The sequence below is a fragment of the Streptomyces sp. NPDC003456 genome (assembly GCF_042878735.1).
In the GTDB taxonomy this organism is placed as follows: domain Bacteria; phylum Actinomycetota; class Actinomycetes; order Streptomycetales; family Streptomycetaceae; genus Streptomyces.
In genome coordinates, this window is record NZ_JBIAOK010000004.1 from 895,461 (window position 1) to 912,217 (window position 16,757).

The 16,757-nt window shown below is 71.2% G+C and carries 14 protein-coding genes and 5 tRNA genes; 14 read left to right on the plus strand and 5 right to left on the minus strand.

Annotated elements, in window-relative coordinates; genetic code table 11:
• Positions 1–106: 106 nt before the first annotated feature.
• The 4 genes from ACFYWG_RS20175 to ACFYWG_RS20190 form a co-directional block, all read right to left on the minus strand.
• On the minus strand, positions 107–682 hold the full coding sequence (locus tag ACFYWG_RS20175) for an ATP/GTP-binding protein (protein ID WP_189937383.1): 576 nt from the start codon (positions 680–682) through the stop codon (positions 107–109).
• On the minus strand, positions 663–1,058 hold the full coding sequence (locus ACFYWG_RS20180) for a DUF742 domain-containing protein (RefSeq protein WP_159535968.1): 396 nt from the start codon (positions 1,056–1,058) through the stop codon (positions 663–665). The genes ACFYWG_RS20175 and ACFYWG_RS20180 overlap by 20 nt, the downstream gene beginning before the upstream one ends.
• Before the next feature lie 111 nt (positions 1,059–1,169).
• A complete protein-coding gene (locus tag ACFYWG_RS20185; RefSeq protein WP_005479910.1) occupies positions 1,170–1,583 on the minus strand; it encodes a roadblock/LC7 domain-containing protein in 414 nt (137 codons plus the stop codon).
• A 9-nt stretch (positions 1,584–1,592) separates the two neighbouring features.
• Positions 1,593–5,381 (minus strand): nitrate- and nitrite sensing domain-containing protein, encoded by a 3,789-nt coding sequence (locus tag ACFYWG_RS20190; protein ID WP_383504323.1) that lies wholly within the window; start codon positions 5,379–5,381, stop codon positions 1,593–1,595.
• Positions 5,382–5,986: 605 nt separating this feature from the next.
• Here ACFYWG_RS20190 and ACFYWG_RS20195 point away from each other — a divergent pair.
• The 10 genes from ACFYWG_RS20195 (at position 5,987) to ACFYWG_RS20240 (ending at position 12,344) form a co-directional block, all read left to right on the plus strand.
• Positions 5,987–6,178 carry a hypothetical protein gene (locus ACFYWG_RS20195; RefSeq protein WP_376332105.1) on the plus strand — a complete coding sequence of 64 codons (192 nt, stop codon included), beginning with the start codon at positions 5,987–5,989 and terminating at the stop codon, positions 6,176–6,178.
• Between the two features lie 197 nt (positions 6,179–6,375).
• On the plus strand, positions 6,376–7,152 hold the full coding sequence (locus tag ACFYWG_RS20200; RefSeq protein WP_376331999.1) for a fumarylacetoacetate hydrolase family protein: 777 nt from the start codon (positions 6,376–6,378) through the stop codon (positions 7,150–7,152).
• Complete coding sequence (gene gltX / locus ACFYWG_RS20205; RefSeq protein ID WP_383510335.1) at positions 7,145–8,629, plus strand: glutamate--tRNA ligase; 1,485 nt, start codon at positions 7,145–7,147, stop codon at positions 8,627–8,629. Before ACFYWG_RS20200 ends, gltX begins: the two co-directional genes overlap by 8 nt.
• A 168-nt stretch (positions 8,630–8,797) precedes the next feature.
• Positions 8,798–11,014, plus strand: coding sequence for a FlgD immunoglobulin-like domain containing protein (locus tag ACFYWG_RS20210; protein WP_389202570.1), 2,217 nt, complete (start codon positions 8,798–8,800; stop codon positions 11,012–11,014).
• Positions 11,015–11,043: 29 nt separating this feature from the next.
• A complete protein-coding gene (locus ACFYWG_RS20215; RefSeq protein WP_383510341.1) occupies positions 11,044–11,775 on the plus strand; it encodes an HAD family hydrolase in 732 nt (243 codons plus the stop codon).
• A gap of 91 nt (positions 11,776–11,866) precedes the next feature.
• Positions 11,867–11,938: transfer RNA gene (locus tag ACFYWG_RS20220), tRNA-Gln, on the plus strand.
• 21 nt (positions 11,939–11,959) lie between these two features.
• Positions 11,960–12,032 (plus strand) — tRNA-Glu (locus ACFYWG_RS20225).
• 46 nt (positions 12,033–12,078) lie between these two features.
• Positions 12,079–12,151 (plus strand) — tRNA-Glu (locus ACFYWG_RS20230).
• A 20-nt stretch (positions 12,152–12,171) separates the two neighbouring features.
• Positions 12,172–12,243 (plus strand) — tRNA-Gln (locus ACFYWG_RS20235).
• Between the two features lie 28 nt (positions 12,244–12,271).
• Positions 12,272–12,344, plus strand: a tRNA-Glu gene (locus ACFYWG_RS20240).
• A 175-nt stretch (positions 12,345–12,519) separates the two neighbouring features.
• On the opposite strand, the gene ndgR is transcribed toward ACFYWG_RS20240, so the two are convergent.
• A complete protein-coding gene (ndgR, locus tag ACFYWG_RS20245) occupies positions 12,520–13,233 on the minus strand; it encodes an IclR family transcriptional regulator NdgR (protein ID WP_094055732.1) in 714 nt (237 codons plus the stop codon).
• 194 nt (positions 13,234–13,427) lie between these two features.
• On the opposite strand from ndgR, the gene leuC reads away from it, so the two are divergent.
• The 4 genes from leuC to ACFYWG_RS20265 all read left to right on the plus strand — a co-directional run bounded on the left by leuC (position 13,428) and on the right by ACFYWG_RS20265 (position 16,752).
• A complete protein-coding gene (gene leuC / locus ACFYWG_RS20250; RefSeq protein WP_376332005.1) occupies positions 13,428–14,858 on the plus strand; it encodes a 3-isopropylmalate dehydratase large subunit in 1,431 nt (476 codons plus the stop codon).
• Between the two features lie 6 nt (positions 14,859–14,864).
• Positions 14,865–15,458, plus strand: coding sequence for a 3-isopropylmalate dehydratase small subunit (gene leuD, locus ACFYWG_RS20255; protein ID WP_376332006.1), 594 nt, complete (start codon positions 14,865–14,867; stop codon positions 15,456–15,458).
• Positions 15,459–15,735: 277 nt separating this feature from the next.
• A complete protein-coding gene (locus ACFYWG_RS20260) occupies positions 15,736–15,966 on the plus strand; it encodes a hypothetical protein (protein WP_333933759.1) in 231 nt (76 codons plus the stop codon).
• 135 nt (positions 15,967–16,101) lie between these two features.
• Positions 16,102–16,752, plus strand: coding sequence for an HU family DNA-binding protein (locus ACFYWG_RS20265; protein WP_376332008.1), 651 nt, complete (start codon positions 16,102–16,104; stop codon positions 16,750–16,752).
• The last annotated feature ends 5 nt before the right edge of the window (positions 16,753–16,757 follow it).

Genomic DNA, 16,757 nt, shown 5'->3' on the forward strand with positions numbered 1-16,757 from the left:
ATTCCTCTGCCGAAACGTTATGAACACCTTGGCCGACCGTGTCAAAGGACACAGCCGGCTCCGGTGCATCTACGACAACTGCCGTATAGGCTCGTGGATTTGGGTGCTACCTGAGCCGTGCCATCAAAGCGTGCTCGACCAGCGTGATCAGGGCACTCTTCGCGTCGGCCCGGTGCCGGGCGTCCGTCGTGATGATGGGTGTGTCCGGCCCGATCTGCAGCGCCTCGCGGACCTCGTCCGGGTTGTACGGCTGCTGCCCGTCGAAGCCGTTGAGCGCGATGACGAACGGCAGGCCGCTGTTCTCGAAGTAGTCCACGGCCGGGAAGCAGTCCGCCAGCCGCCGGGTGTCCACCAGGACCACGGCGCCGATGGCGCCGCGCACCAGGTCGTCCCACATGAACCAGAAGCGGTCCTGGCCCGGCGTACCGAACAGGTACAGGATCAGGTCCTGGTCCAGGGTGATACGGCCGAAGTCCATGGCCACCGTGGTGGTGGTCTTGTCCCCGGTGTGCGTGAGGTCGTCGATGCCCGCGCTCGCGGAGGTCATCACGGCCTCCGTGCGCAGCGGGTTGATCTCCGAGACGGCGCCGACGAACGTGGTCTTGCCCACGCCGAAGCCGCCCGCCACCACGATCTTCGCGGAAGTGGTGGAACGACCCCCGTCAGAGCTTGCGAAGTCCACTGAGCACCCTTTCGAGCAGTGTCACGTCCGGTGCGCCGGTGGTCTCGTCGCCGCCCGGCTGGTGGATCGCGACGAGGCCGGCCTCGGCGAGGTCCGCGACCAGGATCCGGGCCACGCCCAGCGGCATGTTGAGCAGGGCCGAGACCTCCGCGACCGACTTCACCTCACGGCAGAGGTGGCAGATGCGCTGGTGCTCGGGGAGCAGTCCCATGAGTGCGGCGGGGTCCGCCGTCGTGCTGATCAGTGCCTCGATGGCCAGCTGGTAGCGCGGCCGGGTCCGGCCACCGGTCATGGCGTACGGCCTTACCAGTGGCTGGTCGCCCTCGTCCTCGTACGGCTCCGCGTACGGATCATGAGAGGCGGTGGGCGGGGTCATGAGTCCTCCGGGCGGGACAGCAAGTCGGTCGGTCGAGCCGTCTGTAGAGGCCTGTGTGGGGGATGTGGCGGCCGGACGGTGATGTGGTGAGACGGGTGGTGCCGGGGCCGATCAGTGGAGCAGACTGCCTTGCAGCTCGGCTCGCAGGTCCGGGGTGAGGACCGCGCCCGCGCGGTCGACCAGGAGCGCCATCTCGTAGCCGACGAGGCCGATGTCGCACTCGGGGTGCGCGAGGACGGCCAGGGACGAGCCGTCGGAGACGGACATGAGGAAGAGGAATCCTCGTTCCATCTCCACGACCGTCTGCGCCACGTCACCGCCCTCGAAGATCCGGGAGGCGCCCGCTGTCAGGGACGTCAGGCCCGAGGCGACGGCCGCGAGCTGGTCCGCGCGGTCGCGCGGGAAGCCCTCCGACATCGCCAGGAGGAGACCGTCGGCGGACACGACGACGGTGTGGGACACCCCGGGGGTGTTGTCCACGAAGTTGGTGATCAACCAGTTGAGGTTCTGTGCCGCCTGGCTCATCGGACTCAACTAACGCTCCTGCTGGTGAGTGGGCCGTGGGTGGCTGCCGGTCTGGGTGGACCCGGCCTGACGACCCTGTGCGATTCCCCGACGGAGATTGGTCAGCCGGCCGCGCACGTCATCGGGTGCGCGCGAGACCTGCGGACCGCTCTGGTGGGTCTGCTGCTGCGCCGTGCCCGGGACGAGGTTGGCCCGGGGGACCCGGCGCGGCAGTCCGGAGGTGGTGATACCGCCGGCGGCTGGCTGGCGGACGCGCTCGGCCTGGCGGACGAGGTCGTCGTTGGGCGAGGTGCGCCAGCCGGCGGAGGCGGACCGCTGCGGGCCGGTGGGCTGCTGCGGCGTTTGCGGGGCCGCGGGAGCGGAGCCGTTGCCCGGCTGCTGCTCCTGCTGCCCGTGGAACCAGTTGGTCTCCAGCGTGTCGTACAGCGGCGTGCGGCCGTCGCCCGGGCCGGTCGCCGGCGGCAGGGCCTCGGGCTCCTGCCGGACGGGCCGGGCCTGCGGGGCGGGCGGGCGCGGGGCGCCGAAGTCGGCGCCGTTCCGGCCGCCGTTGACCTGCGGACGCTCGAACTGGCCCGTGCCCGCCGGGTCGGCCGGGGTGGCCGGACCCGGGAGGGTCGGCCGGCCCGCGCCGTTGCCCTGGTGGGGCACCGGGTACTGGCCGGTGGAGCCGTTGTCCTGGCGCGGCGCCGGGTACTGCCCGGTGGAGCCGTTGTCGTAGCCCTGCGGGGCCTGCGGCGCAGGGTACTGCCCCGTCGAGCCGTTGCCGTTGTCGTACGACTGCTGCGGCACCTGGTACTGACCGGGCGCGGGCGACGCCTCGCGGTGGCCCGACTGGGTGCCGTAGATGTCCGGGCGGACGAACTGGCCCGGTCCCTGCTGGGCGTTCCCGCCCTGGGCGTAGGGGTCCTGCTGCTGGGGGGCGCTGTAGTCGGCCGGCCCCGGGAGCTGCCGGCCGGCGTCGCGTGGCACGGCCGGGATCTCCGCCGTGGCGCCCGGACCCTGCCGGTCGTCGATCCGCGGCAGGGCGGCCGTGCGGGGGCCGTCCGCGTCCTCGTGGCCGCGCGGGGCGTCCAGCGAGGCGCGCGGCACGGGCGGCTGGGCGTTCTCGTCGCTCCAGCTCGGCTGCTGACGCTGCTGCTGCGCGTCACCGCCGGGCAGTTCGGCGCGCGCGCCACCGCCCCGCGGCGGCAGCTGCGGCCGGCGGCCGCGACCGCGGCCCTTGCCCTGCTGCTCGGCCTCGCCGTTCTGCTGCGACCGGCTGCGGCCGCCGCCGAACGCGTCCTGGCCCTGAGCCCCGTTGGCGCCCGCGGACTGCAGGCCCTGCGGGGCGCCCGGGGCCTGGCCGAAGCCGGCACCGGCCGGTGCCTGGTTCGGACGGCCCTGCTCGAACATGGAGTTGCCCTGGCCCTGCGGTCCGCGCGGTGCGCCCGGACGTCCCGCGTCGCCGTCCCGCCCGGGCAGCGCGGCGCGCGCGCCCTGGCCGACCGCCGGCCGGCCACCGCCGAAGGCACCCGCGATACCGGGGGCACCGGCACCCTGGCCGGCGGCCCGCCGGGCTGCCGCGGCGCCCGCCGCCGCCTGCGCAGCGGCCGGACCGCCGCCGCCGGCCGGCGGCTGACCGCCCTGCTTGGGCTGGGGCTTCTTGCCGCCCTGGGCGACATCGACGGGCAGCATGACCAGCGCGGTCGTACCACCGGAGTCGGACGGGCGGAGCTGGATGCGGATGCCGTGGCGCTGGGACAGCCGGCCGACCACGAACAGACCCATGCGGCGGGAGACGGACACGTCCACCGTCGGGGGAGAGGCGAGGCGCTCGTTGATCGCCGCGAGGTCCTCGGGCGACAGACCGATACCGGTGTCGTGGATCTCGATCAGCACCCGGCCGTCGGGCAGGGCGTGACCGGTGACCTTCACCTTCGTCTGCGGCGAGGAGAACGATGTCGCGTTCTCCAGCAGCTCGGCCAGCAGGTGCACGAGGTCGTTGACGACCCGGCCGGCGACCTCGGTGGTCGGCACGGAGGCCAGTTCGATGCGCTCGTACTGCTCCACCTCGGACGCGGCGGCGCGGAGCACGTCGACCAGCGGGACCGGGCGGGTCCACCGGCGGCCGGGCTCCTCACCCGCGAGGACGAGGAGGTTCTCGCCGTTACGGCGCATGCGGGTGGCGAGGTGGTCGAGCTTGAACAGCGACGACAGCTGGTCCGGGTCGGCCTCGCGGGACTCCAGCTCGGAGATGAGCGACAGCTGGCGCTGGATCAGACCCTGGGAGCGGCGCGAGAGGTTGGTGAACATCGCGTTGACGTTGCCCCGCAGCAGCGCCTGCTCGGCGGCGAGGCGGACCGCCTCGCGGTGCACGTCGTCGAAGGCCGCGGCCACCCGGCCGATCTCGTCCCGGGAGTGCACGCCGACCGACTCCACGGACGTGTCGACGTCCTGCGGGTCGGACTCGGACAGCTGCTTGACCAGCTCGGGCAGGCGGTCGGAGGCGACCCTGGTGGCGGTGTCCTCCAGGCGCCGCAGCGAGCGGATCATGGAGCGGGCCACGACGAAGGCGCCGACCAGCGACACACCGAGCACGATCAGGATCAGGGCACCGGAGATGATCGCGTCGCGCTCGGTGGCGCTGCGCAGCTCGCGGGCCTTCTGCTCCATCTCCTCGAGCAGCGTGATCTCGATCTTCTTCATCTGAAGGATCTTGGTGGAGCTGTCGTCCAGCCAGTCGCGGTAGGACCGCTTGTCCTGCTGGGCCAGACCGCTCGCGGAGACCAGTGCGCGGTCCGCGTACCGGTCGGTCGCCTTGATCGTACTGTTGCTGCCGTCCTCGATCGGCTTCAGCAGTTCGGCGGCGGCTTCCTCGCCGTAGATGCTCTTGAAGCTGCGGATCTCGGACTTCTGGCTGTCCGAGGCGGACTGCGCGTACAGCCGGTCGTTCGGAGAGAGCTTGCCGGCCGTGGTGTTGTTCGCGGGCAGCGCCGCCGCGAGGGCCGCGCGCTGGATGGAGGAGTACTCCTTGGCGGCGGAGAACGACGCCAGCGCACGCGTGCGCTGGATCATGTCCGGGTTGCTGGTCGCCTCGGCCATGTCCTGGGAGAGGTCGATCAGGTTCTCGATCAGACGGTGGTAGGCCTCGACCGTCTGCGTGGAGTTGCCCTCGGTCTCGTAGGCGCCCTTGCGGATCTGCTCCAGGTCGCCGAGCTCGCTGGCCAGCTGGACGAGGTACTCGCGGACGCCCCCGAGGTCGCCGTCCCTGCTGGCGCTCTCGATCTCCTCGGAGCTGTCGAGGAAGTTCTTCCTCGCCCGGTCGGTCTTGTCGCGCAGGCCCTTGACCGTGAAGTCCGTGGCCTTGGCGCCGTGCGCCAGCGGGCCGGCCGACTGGTCGCGCTCCTCCTGGAGGGCCGCGGACAGCTCGGTGGCCTGCTTGGTGATGTCCGTCAGCAGCTTCATGTTGTCGAGCTGCTGGATGTCGTCCATGGACTGGTTGATGCGCAGCGCGCCGAGCGAGGTGGCCGCGACCACCGGCAGGGCGAGCAGCGACACCAGTCGCGTGGAGATGCGCCAGTTGCGCAGGGCTATTCGCGGACCGGGGCCGGTGGGGCCCGTCGGCGGCTTCAGCGGCTCGGCCGGGGCCGCCGTCGAAGCGGCCGGCGCGCCGGGACGCCCGGGGCGCTCACCGCCGTCGCCCGCCGGGCCCGGGTTCTGGGCGTGCTGGGGCGAGGGGCCGCCATTCATGGGGCCAGTCCCGCCGTGCGGCTCCGGCTCCGCCGAAGCGTTGCCATCCCTCTTGAAACGTCCCTGCACTAGCGTCGCAACCTCTGGACCAGGCACCCCGTCGTGTGAGCGGCGGAGCACGGTGTCGGCGTTCTGGGGACGCCCTGAATTACGTCCCCGTGATGGTCGTGAGTGACCGGCGCTGGCTCCCCCTTCTCACCCGCCACGCGGCGCGTCTGTGCGCCCCCTGTGCGCCGGCTCGATCCTGCGGCGGTCCGTGAGATTCCAGCACAGCACAGGATCTCCAACAAGGCCCGTAGGCCGAGCCGTGACCTAGGTGACACCACGTGAGGGCCGGATCACCGGACGTAGAAAGGGAGTTCGTCCATTTCGGGCGTATGCCCGCGAGTCGCCGAGCTGCCGTCCGTGTCCCAGTCGCCATGATCAGGAGCGGAATGATGGGTTCAGGGGGTCAATGTCCGCTTCGTCGCTCCGAAGTGGCAGCCCGGAATGCCCGATTCACCCCCCTGCTGGTGAGCAAACTCACATGCCGAACATGAGCCTCCGACGGTTGAGGCGGGAATCCGCTGTTTAGCCTGACGCTTTACAGACATGGCAAAACCGACAACCCGCGCCCGCGTGGGGGCCTTTACGCGCCCTCCCGGCGCCCGTCACAGGACAGGGTCAAGTAAACAGTGAAGACGACGACGATGTTCCACAAGATCGCCAACCCGCGGCGCACGACGCTGGCGCACCTCGCGGGCGCCGACGAACTGCAGACGCCGCAGCAGCCGGAGCACCCCGTCGAACTCCCGACCCAGACCGCCAACCCCAAGCGCACCGTCCTCATGGAGATCCCCGTGGCGGCCGGCGCGGCCGCCGAGTGACACCCGTCAGTACGCACGCCGGCCGCCGGATGCTCACGGCGGCGGGAGACGGACCACCGCGAAGGGGCGCCCCCCACCCGGGGGGCGCCCCTTGTGCACGTACGGCGTCCCGCCGGTGTGCGCGGGGCGCGGCGCCTTCCCCGCGTTAGCCTGGAGCGTCAGACTCCAGCCGCTTCAGTCAAGGGGCCAAGCATCCCGTGCGCATCGCCAGATTCTCCATCGACGGGAACGTCGCCTTCGGCGCCATCGAGGGCGAGAAGCAGGACGAGCTCGTCCTGGACATCATCAAGGGCATCCCGTTCGCGGACTACGAGCTGTCCGGCACGAAGGTGCCGGTCGGCAAGGTGAGGCTGCTGCCGCCGGTGCTGCCCAACAAGGTCGTGGCCTTCGGCCGCAACTACGCCGAGCACGCGCGCGAGCTGGGCAACGAGGTGCCCGAGGCCCCCTTCGCCTTCTTCAAGCCGTCCACCTCCGTGATCGGCCCCGGCGACGAGATCCGGTACCCCTCCTTCTCCGAGGAGGTGCACCACGAGGCCGAGCTGGCCGTGGTCATCGGCCGCATGTGCCGCGAGGTCCCGCGCGAGCGCGTCAAGGACGTGATCTTCGGCTACACCTGCGCCAACGACATCACCGCCCGCGACGTCCAGAAGCGCGAGAAGCAGTGGGCCCGGGCCAAGGGCTTCGACAGCTCCTGCCCGCTCGGCCCCTGGGTGGAGACGGACCTCGACCCCTCCGACCTGACCATCCAGCTCACGGTCAACGGGCAGCAGCGCCAGCTCGGCCGCACCAGCGAGATGATCCACTCGGTCGAGGACCTGATCGTCAACATCTCCGAGGCCATGACGCTGCTCCCCGGCGACGTGATCCTCACGGGCACCCCGGCTGGGGTCGGCCCCCTGAACGTCGGCGACGAGGTCGCCGTCACCATCGAAGGCATCGGCACTCTCACCAACAAGGTTGTCAAGCGTGGCTAGCGCATCCGCCCCAGCAGTCCGTGTCCGTTTCTGCCCGTCGCCCACCGGCAACCCCCATGTGGGCCTGGTGCGCACCGCCCTGTTCAACTGGGCGTTCGCCAAGCACCACCAGGGCACTCTGGTCTTCCGCATCGAGGACACCGACGCGGCCCGCGACTCCGAGGAGTCGTACACCCAGCTGCTCGACTCGATGCGCTGGCTGGGCTTCGACTGGGACGAGGGCCCCGAGGTCGGCGGCCCGCACGCGCCGTACCGCCAGTCGCAGCGCATGGACCTGTACAAGGACGTCGCCGCCAGGCTGCTCGACGCCGGCCACGCCTACCACTGCTACTGCTCCCAGGAGGAGCTGGACACCCGCCGCGAGGCCGCCCGCGCCGCCGGCAAGCCCTCCGGCTACGACGGCCACTGCCGCGAGCTGACCGACGCGCAGGTCGAGGAGTACAAGGCCCAGGGCCGCGAGCCGATCGTCCGCTTCCGGATGCCCGACGAGACGATCACCTTCACCGACCTGGTCCGCGGCGAGCTCACCTTCACCCCGGAGAACGTCCCGGACTACGGCATCGTCCGCGCCAACGGCGCCCCGCTGTACACCCTGGTCAACCCGGTCGACGACGCCCTCATGGAGATCACCCACGTCCTGCGCGGCGAGGACCTGCTCTCCTCCACCCCCCGCCAGATCGCCCTCTACAAGGCGCTGATCGAGCTCGGCATCGCCAAGGAGATCCCGTCCTTCGGCCACCTGCCGTACGTGATGGGCGAGGGCAACAAGAAGCTCTCCAAGCGCGACCCGCAGTCCTCCCTCAACCTCTACCGCGAGCGCGGCTTCCTCCCCGAGGGCCTGCTCAACTACCTCTCGCTGCTCGGCTGGTCCCTCTCGGCCGACCAGGACGTCTTCTCCATCGACGAGATGGTCGCCGCGTTCGACATCTCCGACGTCAACCCCAACCCGGCGCGCTTCGACCTCAAGAAGTGCGAGGCGATCAACGGCGACCACATCCGCATGCTGGACGTGAAGGACTTCACCGAGCGCTGCCGCCCGTGGCTGCAGCCGCCGTTCGCCCCCTGGGCCCCGGAGGCCTTCGACGAGGCCAAGTGGCAGGCCATCGCGCCGCACGCGCAGACCCGGCTGAAGGTCCTGTCGGAGATCACCGACAACGTCGACTTCCTGTTCCTGCCGGAGCCGGCCGAGGACGAGGCCTCCTGGAACAAGGCCATGAAGGAGGGCTCGGACGCCCTGCTGCGCACGGCCCGCGAGAAGCTGGAGGCGGCCGACTGGACCTCCGCCGAGTCGCTCAAGGAGGCCGTCCTGGCCGCCGGTGAGGCCCACGGCCTCAAGCTCGGCAAGGCGCAGGCGCCCGTCCGCGTGGCTGTCACCGGCCGCACGGTCGGCCTGCCGCTCTTCGAGTCCCTGGAGATCCTGGGCAAGGAGAAGACCCTGGCCCGGATCGACGCGGCGCTGGCGAAGCTGGCCGCGTAACGACACGGTTCCCCGAGGGCGGCGTCCGGTTCGGGCGCCGCCCTCGCCGTGTCCGCCCGGCCGTCACCCGGAGTTCACCGTTCCGGCCGGCTCCCGTCCGCCCGAGAGGCGTTGGATGCTCCCTGTGCACACGGCACGCGTGTGCGCCCGGTGCGGGGGGAGAGGAACTTGAGCCGTTCACGAAGGCTCGTCCAGGTGGCCGCGGGCGGGGTGCTGGCCCTGTCCTGCTCCGTGTCGACCGCGCCCGCGCACGCCGCTCCGGCGGCGGGCGACCCGGTCGGCACGGTCCGGCTCGTCACGGAGAAACGCGTGACCGTCGACTACCCGTGGGCCGGGGCGTCCGGCTTCCAGTACCGGCCGGGTACCGCCTCGGTCACCACGGTGGACCACCCCGACGCGGTCCCGCCCGCCCATGCCGGCCCCGACGACCTGGCGAGCGGCACCGACGTCATGACCACCCGCGACGGGCAGAAGGTCGTGCAGAAGCACCGCTCCACCGGGGTGACCGCCACCGTCACCCTCCCCGCCGACCAGGCCTACCGGGTCGCCGTCGGCTGGAGCGTGCTGACGCTGGACTCCACCGGAGCGCTGCACGTCCTGCGCGCGGCCGACGGCACGGTCACCGCCGACACCCCCGTCACCGGCTTCCCCGCGGGTGCCCGGCCCGTCGTCTACCGCACCGGCGGCTCGGTCACCCGCGTGGCGATCGTCTACGCACTGGACGGCAGGACCTCCGTGGGCCTGGTCGACCTCGCCGACGGCACCTTCCGCACCTATGTCACCGGCGACGAGGCCACCCCGCAGCTCGCCTTCAACGACCGCTGGCTCGTCGCCGACTGGAAGGCGATCCGGGTGGACTCCGAGCCCGGCACCCAGCCCACCGCCCTCACCCGGACCGGTGAGCAGCTCGAAGCGGTCGTGGGCGACCAGCTCCTGCTCGGCAACCCGGCCTTCGTCCTGGGCGGCACCGAGGCGGCTCTGACCGCCCGCTCCCTCGCCACCGGAGCCACGGACACCGTGCTGACCTCGTCGTTCGGCGGGATCGGTCCGACGCCGGACGGCGGCGCCCTGGCCACCGCGGGTCCCTCCAGCCTCGACTGGAACATCCACCGCATCCGCCTCGACGGCAACGGCAGACTCACCACCACGAAGGCCGCCCGGGTCCCCGCCGCCGCGACGGCCGTCGAGGGACTTGCCGTCGCCGCCGGCGAGTTGCTCCTGCACGGCGCCACCCCGGGCGCCTCCCTCCGCTACAGCGGCTTCTCCCTCGACGCCACCGGCCGGCCCACCGGCCCCCAGACCCCCCGCAGTCCGGCGATGGTCGCCCCCACGTGCCTCGGCGGCGACGCCGCCTGCCCCCAGCTGGAGGCCCTGGGCGACGGCCGCGTCGGCCACCTGCACACCGACGCGAACGGACAGGAGTCGGTCGTCACCGTCGGCCTCGACACCACCACAGCGCTGAGCGCGCCCACGGACGGCGACTCCGGCGGCCGCATCGCCGGCAGCACCGGCCGCTACGTGCTGTACAACGGCGGCTCGGGCAAGCAGCGCGTCCTCGACTTCCCGCGCGGTGCCACGAGCGGCACCACCGTCCTCACCCGGGACCGCACCGCCGCCGCGATCTGGGGCCAGACGCTGTGGACCCCGGGCAGCACCCCGGGCACCGCCACCGGCCGCAACCTCAAGACCGGCACGTCCACCACCGTCACCACCGGCGCCCCCTGCACCCCGACGGACCTCCAGGCCGTCAACACCTGGCTCTACTGGACCTGCGGCGGCACCGCCGGCGTCCTCGACCGCGCCACCGGCCGCAGGATCACGGTCCCGGCCGACCTCGGGCCCGCCCGCCTCGCCGACGGCTTCCTGCTCCGCGAGAACCGCACCACCCACGAGCTGCTGCTCACCGACTTCCACACCGGCACCGCCACCACCCGCACCCTGGCCGAGCTGCCCGCCACGGACCGGAACACCGGCGGCAGCAACGGCCGCTGGGCCGTCGACCGCTTCGGCGGCCACGTCGCCCGTCTCGACGCCACCCACGGCGAGGTGTCGCTCTTCCCGAGCGGGGTGCCGGCCTCGCCCCTGGCGCAGATGGAGGCCCAGGTGTACTCGCCGTCCGTGATCGGCAAGGCGTACCCGTGGGCACCGGTGTGGCAGCTCAACAAGCCCTCCACCTGGACTCTCACCCTCACCGACGCCTTCGGCACGGCCGTGCGCACACTGACCGGCGCCTCCACCGCCGCCGCCGTGCGCCCCGCCTGGGACGGCACCACCGACACCGGCGGCGCGGCCCGGAGCGGCACCCACACCTGGAAGCTCACCGCGCACCCCCGCGACGGCCGGGGCCCGGACCTCACCCTCACCGGCACCATGACCCTGGGCTGAAGGCGCACCGGGGTGGGTACGGTCGGAGCATGAGCATCCGAGCCGTGGTGTGGGACGTCGACGACACCCTCTTCGACTACACCAGCGCCGACCGCATCGGCATGCGCGCCCACCTCCTGGCCGAGGGCCTGCTCGACGACTACGGCACCGCCGAGCAGGCCCTGGAGCAGTGGCGGGACATCACCGACCGGCAGTGGGCCCGCTTCGCCGCCGGCGAGGCCACCTTCGAGGCCCAGCGCCGCGACCGCGTGCGGGTGTTCCTGGACCGGCAGCTCACCGACGAGGAGGCCGACGCCTGGTTCCAGCGCTACATCACCCACTACGAGGCGGCCTGGTCCCTCTTCCCGGACGTCCTGCCCGTCCTCGACGCCCTGTCCGCCACCCACCGGCACGCGGTGCTCTCCAACTCCAGCCTGCACGTCCAGGACCGCAAGCTGCGCGCGCTCGGCGTCCACGACCGCTTCGAGAGCATCCTGTGCGCGGCCGAGCTGGGCGTCTCCAAGCCCGAGGCCGGCGCGTTCCTCGCCGCCTGCGAGGCCCTGGCCCTGCCGCCGCACGAGGTCGCCTACGTCGGGGACCACCCGGAGATCGACGGCCGGGGGGCCGCCGACGCCGGGCTGCTGTCGGTGTGGATCGACCGCGGCGGCCGGTACGCCACGATCGACCCGCCCGCCGGGCCGCACCGCATCGCGTCCCTGGCCGAACTGCCGTCTGTGCTGGGTGCGGATACTCGTTTTGGAGCCCCGTCCACCTTCGGGTAATGTTCTTCCTGCGCCGCCGGGGAGCGGGCCGGAAGGCCGGAACCCCAGGCGCACAGCTAGAACACGAACCCCCCAGGGGCTTGCGTTCCAGTGGCCTATGGTGTAATTGGCAGCACGACTGATTCTGGTTCAGTTAGTCTTGGTTCGAGTCCAGGTAGGCCAGCTCGCAGAGCTCATCTGCAAAGCCCCCGTTGTGTAGCGGCCTAGCACGCTGCCCTCTCAAGGCAGTAGCGCCGGTTCGAATCCGGTCGGGGGTACTGGTTCCGGAGATCGGCAGATCGATGATCGCCCGGGACTGCTAGGGCCCCCGTTGTGTAGCGGCCTAGCACGCCGCCCTCTCAAGGCGGTAGCGCCGGTTCGAATCCGGTCGGGGGTACTGACTGGTCTAAACCACATTGGTCTATGGTGTAATTGGCAGCACGACTGATTCTGGTTCAGTTAGTCTTGGTTCGAGTCCAGGTAGACCAGCTCGGGCCTGCGGAAACGCAGTGTCCAGGCCCCCGTTGTGTAGCGGCCTAGCACGCCGCCCTCTCAAGGCGGTAGCGCCGGTTCGAATCCGGTCGGGGGTACACGGCGAAAGGCCCTCCACTTCGGTGGAGGGCCTTTTCGTGTGCGCCCCGAGGGCCGCGGGGAACTGCGCGATCAAGCGCCGAGGGCCCCGCGGCCCCCGGCACGACACTTCCCGCTGCCAAGCCTGGCGGGGAGGACCGGCCGCGGCGTCGAGGCCGGCCTTCCCCAAATCACTCAGCCGCGCCGCAGCGCCTCGGACAGGCGCCCGGCCGCATCGATCACGGCCTGCGCGTGCATCCGCCCCGGGTGCCGCGTCAGCCGCTCGATGGGCCCGGAGACGGACACCGCCGCCACCACCCGGTTCGACGGGCCCCGCACCGGCGCGGACACGGACGCGACGCCCGGCTCCCGCTCGCCGATCGACTGGGCCCAGCCGCGCCGCCGTACGCCCGACAGGGCCGTCGCCGTGAAGCGGGCGCCCTGCAGACCGCGGTGCAGCCGCTCCGGCTCCTCCCAGGCCAGCAGGATCTGCGCCGAGGAGCCGGCCTTCATCGTGAGCGTCGAACCGACCGGGACCGTGTCCCGCAGTCCGGACAGCCGCTCCGCCGCGGCGACGCAGATGCGCATGTCGCCCTGGCGTCGGTAGAGCTGCGCGCTCTCGCCCGTCACGTCCCGCAGATGCGTGAGCACCGGGCCGGCGGTCGCGAGGAGACGGTCCTCACCCGCTGCCGCGGCCAGCTCGGCCAGCCGAGGGCCGAGAATGAAACGGCCCTGCATGTCCCGCGCCACCATGCGGTGGTGTTCCAGCGCCACGGCCAGGCGGTGGGCCGTGGGTCGTGCCAGTCCGGTGGCACCGACCAGGCCCGCGAGGGTGGCCGGACCGGACTCCAGAGCGCTCAGGACGAGGGCCGCCTTGTCCAGAACGCCGACGCCGCTACTGTTGTCCATGCAACGATACTCCCGTCTCACTCTGTGAAACGCAAGTTCAATTTTCTTCCGAAACCGCCACCCTGGAATCACGAAGTCACAACGGGCCCGTGACGTAAGGGCCTGGTGGTGCGTGCCCGGGTCGGGGACCGGGCGCCGCCTCCTCAAGATCTCTAGTTGGGTCGGCGGACCGTCGCCGGCCGGAGGGAACAGCGATGGGTAGGACACTCGCGGAGAAAGTCTGGGACGACCACGTCGTCCGGCGCGCGGAGGGCGAGCCCGACCTTCTCTTCATCGATCTGCACCTGCTGCACGAGGTGACCAGCCCGCAGGCCTTCGACGGCCTCCGCAAGAGCGGCCGCCCCGTGCGCCGCCTCGACCTCACCATCGCCACCGAGGACCACAACACCCCCACCCTCGACATCGACAAGCCGATCGCCGACCCGGTCTCCCGGGTGCAGCTGGAGACGCTGCGCAAGAACGCCGCCGAGTTCGGCGTCCGCCTGCACCCGCTGGGCGACGTCGAGCAGGGCGTGGTGCACGTCGTGGGCCCGCAGCTGGGCCTGACCCAGCCGGGCACCACCGTCGTCTGCGGCGACTCCCACACCTCCACCCACGGCGCCTTCGGCGCGCTGGCGTTCGGCATCGGCACCTCGCAGGTCGAGCACGTGCTGGCCACCCAGACGCTGCCGATGACCCGCCCGAAGACCATGGCGATCACGGTCGACGGCGAACTGCCGGACGGCGTCACCGCCAAGGACCTGATCCTGGCGATCATCGCGAAGATCGGCACGGGCGGCGGCCAGGGCTACGTCCTGGAGTACCGCGGCGAGGCCATCGAGAAGCTCTCGATGGAGGCCCGCATGACCATCTGCAACATGTCGATCGAGGCCGGCGCCCGCGCGGGCATGATCGCCCCGGACGAGACCACGTTCGCCTACCTCCAGGGCCGTCCGCACGCCCCCGTGGGCGAGGACTGGGACGCGGCCGTCGCCTACTGGAAGACGCTGAGGACGGACGAGGACGCCGAGTTCGACGCCGAGGTCGTCATCGAGGCCGCCGAGCTGTCCCCGTTCGTCACCTGGGGCACCAACCCCGGGCAGGGCGCGCCGCTTTCGGCGTCGGTCCCCGATCCCGCTTCGTACGAAGACGCATCGGAGCGCCACGCCGCCGAAAAGGCCCTGGAGTACATGGGGTTGGAGGCCGGGCAGCCGCTGCGCTCCATCAAGGTCGACACCGTCTTCGTAGGCTCCTGCACCAACGGCCGCATCGAGGACCTGCGCGCCGCCGCCGAGCTGCTCCAGGGCCGCAAAGTCGCCGACGGGGTACGGATGCTGGTCGTCCCGGGCTCCGCGCGGGTCGGACTGCAGGCCGTCTCCGAGGGCCTGGACGTCGTCTTCAAGGAGGCCGGCGCCGAGTGGCGGCACGCGGGCTGCTCGATGTGCCTGGGCATGAACCCGGACCAGCTGGCTCCGGGCGAGCGCTCCGCCTCCACCTCCAACCGCAACTTCGAGGGACGGCAGGGCAAGGGCGGCCGTACGCACCTGGTGTCGCCGCAGGTGGCGGCGGCGACCGCCGTCCTGGGCCACCTGGCCTCCCCGGCCGACCTGTCCGACGCCGACGCCCCCACGCCCGCTGGAGTCTGATCAGTCATGGAAGCATTCACCACCCACACCGGCCGGGCCGTCCCGCTGCGCCGCAGCAACGTCGACACCGACCAGATCATCCCCGCCCACTGGCTCAAGAAGGTCACGCGCGACGGGTTCGAGGACGGGCTGTTCGAGGCCTGGCGCAAGGACCCCGAGTTCGTCCTCAACCGTCCCGAGCGGCAGGGGGCGACCGTCCTGGTCGCCGGACCCGACTTCGGCACCGGCTCCTCCCGCGAGCACGCCGTCTGGGCACTGCAGAACTACGGCTTCAAGGCCGTGATCTCCTCCCGCTTCGCCGACATCTTCCGCGGCAACTCGCTGAAGAACGGCCTGCTCACGGTAGTGCTGGAGCAGCAGACCGTGGACGCGCTGTGGGAGCTCGTCGAGAAGGACCCGCAGACGGAGATCACCGTCGACCTGGAGAGCCGCGAGGTGCGCGCCGAGGGTGTCACGGCCCCGTTCGAGCTGGACGAGAACTCCCGCTGGCGGCTGCTGAACGGCCTCGACGACATCTCGATCACCCTGCAGAACGAGGCGGACATCGCCGCCTACGAGGCGAAGCGCCCGTCGTTCAAGCCGCGGACGCTGCCCGTCTGATCCACAGCACGGCCCACGGCGCCCGAGCAAGGCGACTTTCGGCCACCGCAACACCCCGCCCGTACCCCCGATCGGCCCGATCGGGGGTACGGGCGTTTCTGCACCCGAACGGCCCTGCCCACCCCCCGGAGCGAGGGCAACTTCCCACGTTATGCAGGTGGTTGCCGGGGTAGCCGGGAGTTACAGCCGTGACTTCCACAGGTGCCCGGAAGGCCGTCCCGGGCCGCAGTTGTGCCCTGCGCAGGCGACAACTCGCCCCAGATGGCACAATCTGTGCATGGAACACGACGGCCAACTCGAGCTCTATGCGGCGGTCGCGGACCAACTCAAAGAAGCGCATGCAAGGGTGCGCGCACTGCAAGTCCCGGAGGGCGTACGGATGGCGCTGACCCGGAAGCTGCTGGTCATTACGGCCGCGGCCAAGCACGATCTCGCCGACGCGGCAAGGCGGCTGGAGCGGTTCACCGCGGATCTCGACGAGGGACGTCTCCCCGTCGAGGAACGCTGAACCGACGGCACCGTCGAGCTCGTTGCGGCACAAGGGTGATAAGCCCGTTTCGTGTTTGATTTGCGGTATATATCTGCCTAACGTGCGAAAAAGCTTGAACACTTTCGTTCTGGCGATGTCTCCGAAGGGGAAGACGTGAACAAGGCGCAGCTCGTAGAAGCGATTGCCGACAAGATGGGCGGCCGCCAGCAGGCCGCCGATGCTGTCGACCATGTACTGGACGCCATCGTCCGCGCGGTGGTCGCGGGTGACCGGGTCTCGGTCACCGGCTTCGGTTCCTTCGAGAAGGTCGACCGTCCGGCCCGCTACGCCCGTAACCCCCAGACGGGCGAGCGGGTTCGGGTCAAGAAGACCTCCGTTCCCCGCTTCCGCGCGGGCCAGGGCTTCAAGGACCTGGTCAGCGGCTCCAAGAAGCTCCCGAAGGGTGACATCGCCGTCAAGAAGGCCCCCAAGGGCAGCCTCTCCGGCCCGCCCCCCACCATCGCCAAGTCCGCGGGCAAGAAGGCCGCGGCGAAGAAGACGGCGGGAGCGGCGAAGACCACCACGGCGCGCAAGACGGCCGCCAAGAAGACGGCCGCCACGTCCAAGACGGCCGCCGCGAAGAAGACCACGGCGAAGAAGGCGCCCGCCAAGAAGACGACGGCCACCGCCAAGACCACCGCCGCGAAGAAGACCACCGCCAAGACGGCACCGGCCACGAAGAAGGCCACCGCCAAGAAGGCGCCGGCCAAGAAGTCGACCGCGCGCAAGACCACCGCGAAGAAGACCACCGCCCGCAAGAAGTAAGGGCG